General features: G+C 67.7%; 8 protein-coding genes. 5 read left to right on the top strand and 3 right to left on the bottom strand.

Annotated elements, in window-relative coordinates; genetic code table 11:
* Positions 1 to 89 precede the first annotated feature (89 nt).
* The 3 genes from rnk to cyaY all read right to left on the bottom strand — a co-directional run bounded on the left by rnk (position 90) and on the right by cyaY (position 1,152).
* Positions 90 to 494, bottom strand: coding sequence for a nucleoside diphosphate kinase regulator (gene rnk, locus FFS27_RS28135; RefSeq protein ID WP_003096424.1), 405 nt, complete (start codon positions 492 to 494; stop codon positions 90 to 92).
* Between the two features lie 135 nt (positions 495 to 629).
* Entirely contained in the window at positions 630 to 839 is a 210-nt protein-coding gene (locus tag FFS27_RS28130) for a DUF1289 domain-containing protein (protein WP_003161172.1), read from the bottom strand.
* Positions 817 to 1,152 carry an iron donor protein CyaY gene (cyaY, locus tag FFS27_RS28125; protein WP_021264549.1) on the bottom strand — a complete coding sequence of 112 codons (336 nt, stop codon included), beginning with the start codon at positions 1,150 to 1,152 and terminating at the stop codon, positions 817 to 819. Before cyaY ends, FFS27_RS28130 begins: the two co-directional genes overlap by 23 nt.
* Before the next feature lie 253 nt (positions 1,153 to 1,405).
* On the opposite strand from cyaY, the gene lptM reads away from it, so the two are divergent.
* The 5 genes from lptM to xerC form a co-directional block, all read left to right on the top strand.
* The gene (gene lptM, locus FFS27_RS28120) at positions 1,406 to 1,546 is read left to right on the top strand and encodes an LPS translocon maturation chaperone LptM (RefSeq protein WP_003096430.1); all 141 of its coding nucleotides are present in this window, start codon (positions 1,406 to 1,408) and stop codon (positions 1,544 to 1,546) included.
* Between the two features lie 8 nt (positions 1,547 to 1,554).
* Positions 1,555 to 2,802, top strand: coding sequence for a diaminopimelate decarboxylase (lysA, locus tag FFS27_RS28115; protein WP_003096431.1), 1,248 nt, complete (start codon positions 1,555 to 1,557; stop codon positions 2,800 to 2,802).
* Positions 2,803 to 2,812: 10 nt separating this feature from the next.
* Positions 2,813 to 3,643: a diaminopimelate epimerase gene (gene dapF / locus FFS27_RS28110; RefSeq protein ID WP_003098223.1), complete on the top strand. Its 831-nt coding sequence runs from the start codon at positions 2,813 to 2,815 to the stop codon at positions 3,641 to 3,643.
* Between the two features lie 30 nt (positions 3,644 to 3,673).
* Positions 3,674 to 4,375, top strand: a complete 702-nt coding sequence (locus tag FFS27_RS28105; protein ID WP_003096433.1) for a DUF484 family protein — start codon at positions 3,674 to 3,676, stop codon at positions 4,373 to 4,375.
* A 19-nt stretch (positions 4,376 to 4,394) separates the two neighbouring features.
* Positions 4,395 to 5,254, top strand: an 860-nt coding sequence (xerC, locus tag FFS27_RS28100) for a tyrosine recombinase XerC (protein WP_137952360.1), incomplete at its 3' end; no start/stop codon positions are given.

Raw genomic sequence — 5,254 nt, 5'->3', positions numbered from 1 at the left:
GTCCTTGTCGAGCCCCGCGCGGTGCGGCGCTGGGTCATTGTTCCAGCAGCGCCTGGTTCCGTCGCCGGGAGGCGACGGGCGAAAACCGATCAGCGCGCGTAGTCGCCGGCGGCTTCCGGCTGGTATTCGATTTCCAGCAGGGTCAGCTTCAGCGTCTTGCCGCTCGGCGCCGGCCAGTCGATGGTCTGGCCGATGGTCAGACCCAGCAGCGCGGTGCCCACCGGCGCGAGGATCGAGACCTTGCCTTCGCCGGCCACGTCTTCGGGATAGACCAGGGTCAGGGTGTACTCCTTGCCGCTGCTTTCCTCACGGCAACGCACGGTGGAGTTCATGGTCACGACGCCCGGCGGAATCTCGTCATGCCCCACCACCTGGGCGCGCGACAGTTCGGCCTCCAGCGCCTCGGCGGCGGGTCCGAATTCGTCCAGGCCATCCAGCAGGCGCTCCAGGCGCTGCAGGTCCAGACGAGTGATGGTGATCGGCGGCGTGCTCATGATCGCAGGCGTGCTCCTTGGTCCGGTTCGGTTGATCGATGAAAAGCAGGAATCGCAAAAAAGCAAAAACCCCGCCCGAAGGCGGGGTTTTCCCGGACACTAACACAGTCGCAGGAATTAGCAACATCCCCCCTATCAGGAGAGACGGCCCGCCAGCGACTGGCGTCGAGCGGCCTGTGACCTGATCTGCAAGCGGCGGGAATCGTCGGCCTTGCCCCACTCGCGGATTTCCGCCAGGGAACGTCCGCAGCCGACGCAAACGTCCGCATCGTCGAGGCAGCACAGGCGCCGGCAAGGCGAGGCCACCGCCGGCGGCGAAGCCTCAGAGGCCGGGGAACTCGACATCCTCGCCCCCCTGCTCCAGGGTCGCCCGGTTGAGCAGCGCGCCCAGCGGTTCCTGGCTGACATCGTGGCGCCAGAGACCGCTGGCCTCGTCGTAATCGAAGTGGAAGCCGCCCGACTTCGCCGCCACCCACAGCTGGCGCAACGGCGCCTGGCGGCTGAGGATCAGCTGCGAGCCGTTCTCGAAGCGTACGGTGAGCACGCCGCCGGCGTTCTCCAGGTCGAGATCCAGGTCGCTGTCATCGAAGGCGTCTTCCACCTGCTGCTGGAGCGCATCGACTAGGTCGTGGAAACGCGCTTCATTCATCGTACTCATGCATTGCCTCGGCATTCGCTAACGGGAAAAAAGGCGGGCGACTACCTTCGTCTTGCCCTATTCCGACAATTCTACGCTGGTATTGCCGTAGTCCGCGCTGTTTTGCCGCGACGCTCGCGGAAAACGCCGGCGCCCCCTCTGCCTCAGGCCATTCCCCTGCAAGCCCCGGCACACCTGATCCGGCTCGCATAGGCAAGGCGCCGGGGGGTCGGTATACTCCGGAACAATTCACGTTTTCTACAAGGATTCCGTCATGAAGCGGCTGTTCCTGTCCTTCGTCGCGCTCGCCCTCCTCGCCGGCTCCATCGCCGCCTGCGGCCAGAAAGGCCCGCTGTACCTGCCGGACGACGAAAAAGCCAAGAAAGAACACAGCAAAGACCGCTACGGTTTCTGAGAGCGCCCATGGACACATTCAGTTACCGCGACGGTGAGCTGTTCGCGGAAGGGGTGGCGCTTTCCCGCATCGCCGAGCGTTTCGGCACGCCCACCTACGTCTACTCCCGCGCGCACATCGAGGCCCAGTACCGCGCCTATGCCGACGCCCTCGCCGGCATGCCGCACCTGGTCTGCTTCGCGGTCAAGGCCAACTCCAACCTCGGGGTGCTGAATGTGCTGGCGCGCCTCGGCGCCGGTTTCGACATCGTTTCCCGCGGTGAGCTGGAGCGTGTCCTGGCCGCCGGCGGCGATCCGGCCAAGGTGGTGTTCTCCGGCGTCGGCAAGACCCGCGACGACATGCGCCGCGCCCTGGAAGTCGGTGTGCACTGCTTCAACGTCGAGTCCGGCGAAGAGCTGGAGCGCCTGCAACGGGTGGCCGCGGAACTCGGCGTGAAAGCGCCGGTGTCGCTGCGGGTCAACCCGGACGTGGATGCCCAGACCCACCCCTATATCTCCACCGGCCTGAAAGAGAACAAGTTCGGCATCGCCATCGACGAGGCCGAGGCGGTCTACGCCCGCGCCGCCGAGCTTGACCACCTGGAGGTGATCGGCGTCGACTGCCACATCGGCTCGCAATTGACCCAGCTGGAGCCCTTCCTCGACGCCCTCGAGCGCCTGCTCGGGCTGGTCGACCGCCTGGCCGGCAAAGGCATCGGCATTCGCCACCTGGACCTCGGCGGCGGCCTCGGGGTGCGCTACCGCGACGAACAGCCGCCGCTGGCCGGCGACTACATCCGCGCCATCCGCGAGCGCCTGCATGGCCGCGACCTGACCCTGGTGTTCGAGCCGGGCCGGTCCATCGTCGCTAACGCCGGCGTGCTGCTGACCCGCGTCGAGTACCTCAAGCACACCGAGCACAAGGATTTCGCCATCGTCGACGCGGCGATGAACGACCTGATCCGCCCGGCTCTCTACCAGGCCTGGATGGACGTGCAGGCGGTACGCCCGCGCGATGCCGTGCCGCGCCGCTACGACCTGGTCGGGCCGATCTGCGAGACCGGCGACTTCCTCGCCAAGGATCGCGACCTGGCGCTCGCCGAAGGCGACCTCCTGGCGGTGCGCTCGGCCGGCGCCTACGGCTTCGTCATGAGCTCGAACTACAACACCCGCGGTCGCGCCGCCGAGGTGCTGGTGGATGGCGAGCAGACCCACGAGGTCCGTCGCCGCGAGACCGTCCAAGAGCTCTACGCCGGCGAAAGCCTGCTGCCGCAGTGAGGCCCAGACCATGCTTTTGCGCTTCACCAAGATGCATGGCCTGGGCAACGACTTCATGGTCCTCGACCTGGTCAGCCAGCACGCCCATGTGCAGCCCAAGCACGTCAAGCTCTGGGGCGACCGCAACACCGGAGTCGGCTTCGACCAGTTGCTGATCGTCGAAGCCCCGAGCAGCCCCGACGTCGACTTCCGCTACCGGATCTTCAACGCCGACGGCTCCGAGGTCGAGCAGTGCGGCAACGGCGCCCGCTGCTTCGCCCGTTTCGTCCAGGACAAGCGCCTGACGGTGAAGAAGAGCATCCGCGTAGAAACCAAGGGCGGCATCATCGAGCTGAATATCCGCCCGGACGGCCAGGTCACGGTGGACATGGGTCCGCCGCGCCTGGCCCCGGCCGAGATACCGTTCCAGGCCGAGCGCGAAGCCTTGTCCTATGAGATAGAGGTGAATGGCCAGCGCGTCGAACTGGCCGCGGTATCCATGGGCAATCCCCATGGCGTGCTGCGCGTCGAGAACGTCGACAGCGCACCGGTACACAGCCTCGGTCCGCAACTGGAAGTCCATCCGCGCTTCCCGAAGAAGGCCAACATCGGCTTCCTCCAGGTGCTCGATCCGCACCATGCGCGCCTGCGCGTCTGGGAGCGCGGCGTCGGCGAGACCCAGGCCTGCGGCACCGGCGCCTGCGCCGCGGCGGTTGCCGGGATTCGCCAGGGCTGGCTGCAATCGCCGGTGCAGATCGACCTCCCCGGCGGCCGCCTGCACATCGAGTGGGCAGGTCCCGGCCAGCCCGTTATGATGACCGGGCCTGCCGTCCGCGTGTATGAAGGCCAGGTCCGCCTGTAAGGGCCGTCGCCCGCGAGAACCGAGACGCTTATGACCGAGAAAAGCCAGGAACCGACAGCAGCGCTGGACGCCGAGCAGGTGGCCGCCTATCTGAGCCAGCACCCGGAGTTCTTCGTCGAGCATGACGAGCTGATCCCCGAGTTGCGCATCCCGCACCAGCCCGGCGACGCCGTGTCGCTGGTAGAGCGCCAGGTACGCCTGCTGCGCGAGCGCAACATCGAGATGCGCCACCGGCTCTCGCAACTGATGGACGTGGCCCGCGAGAACGACCGCCTGTTCGACAAGACCCGCCGCCTGGTCCTCGACCTGCTCGACGCCACCAGCCTGGAAGACGTGGTCAGTACCGTCGAGGACAGCCTGCGCCACGAGTTCCAGGTGCCCTACGTGAGCCTGATCCTGTTCAGCGACAGTAGCGTCTCGGTGGGCCGCTCGGTGAGCAGCGCGGAGGCGCACCAGGCCATCGGCGGCCTGCTCTCCGGCGGCAAGACCGTCTGCGGCGTGCTGCGTCCACACGAACTGGCGTTCCTCTTCGGCGAGAGCGACCGCGACGAGATCGGCTCCGCAGCGGTGGTCTCCCTGAGTTTCCAGGGCCTGCACGGCGTGCTCGCCATCGGCAGTCCCGATCCGCAGCATTACAAGAGTTCCCTCGGCACCCTGTTCCTCGGCTACGTCGCCGAGGTCCTGGCCCGCGTGCTGCCGCGCTTCTCCTCGCCGCTGCGCTCGGTCCGCTGAGCGCGGCGGGCGGTCCGAGATGCGCGCCGACCTGGATGCCTTCCTCGAACATCTGCGCAGCGAGCGCCAGGTCTCCGCGCACACCCTCGACGGCTACCGCCGCGACCTGCTGAAGATCCTCGCCCTCGCCGAAAAGGCCGGGCTCTCCGACTGGAACGCCCTCGACACCCGCAGCCTGCGCACCTTCGTCGCCCGCCTGCACCAGCAGGGCCAATCCAGCCGCAGCCTGGCACGGCTGCTCTCGGCGACGCGCGGCCTCTACCAGTACCTGCTACGCGAAGGGCGCTGCCGGCACGACCCTGCCAACGGCCTGAGCGCGCCGAAGAGTCCGCGCAAGCTGCCCAGGACCCTCGACGCCGACCGCGCCCTGCAATTGCTCGACGGTGCCGTGGAGGATGACTTCATCGCCCGCCGCGACCAGGCCCTGCTGGAGCTGTTCTATTCCTCCGGGCTGCGCCTCTCGGAACTGGTCGGCCTCGATCTCGAATGGCTGGACCTCAAGGAAGGCCTGGTGCGAGTGCGCGGCAAGGGCAACAAGGTCCGCGAGCTGCCGGTCGGCAAGGCCGCGCGCCAGGCGCTCGAAGCCTGGCTGCCGCTGCGCGCCCAGGCCGCTCCGGAAGACGGAGCGGTGTTCATCGGCCGCGGCGGCAAGCGCCTGACGCCACGGGCGATCCAACTGCGAGTGCGCCAGGCCGGCGTCCGCGAGCTGGGCCAGCACCTGCACCCGCACATGCTGCGGCACTCCTTCGCCAGCCATCTGCTGGAGTCGTCCGGCGACCTGCGGGCCGTGCAGGAACTGCTCGGCCACGCCGACATCGCCACGACCCAGATCTATACCCACCTGGACTTCCAGCACCTGGCCTCGGTCTACGACCGCGC

This window comes from Pseudomonas sp. 2VD (assembly GCF_005503585.1).
Classification (GTDB): Bacteria; Pseudomonadota; Gammaproteobacteria; order Pseudomonadales; family Pseudomonadaceae; genus Pseudomonas; species Pseudomonas aeruginosa.
Note: the sequence above shows the minus strand (reverse complement) of the source record. Positions and strands in the feature narration are given on the sequence as shown.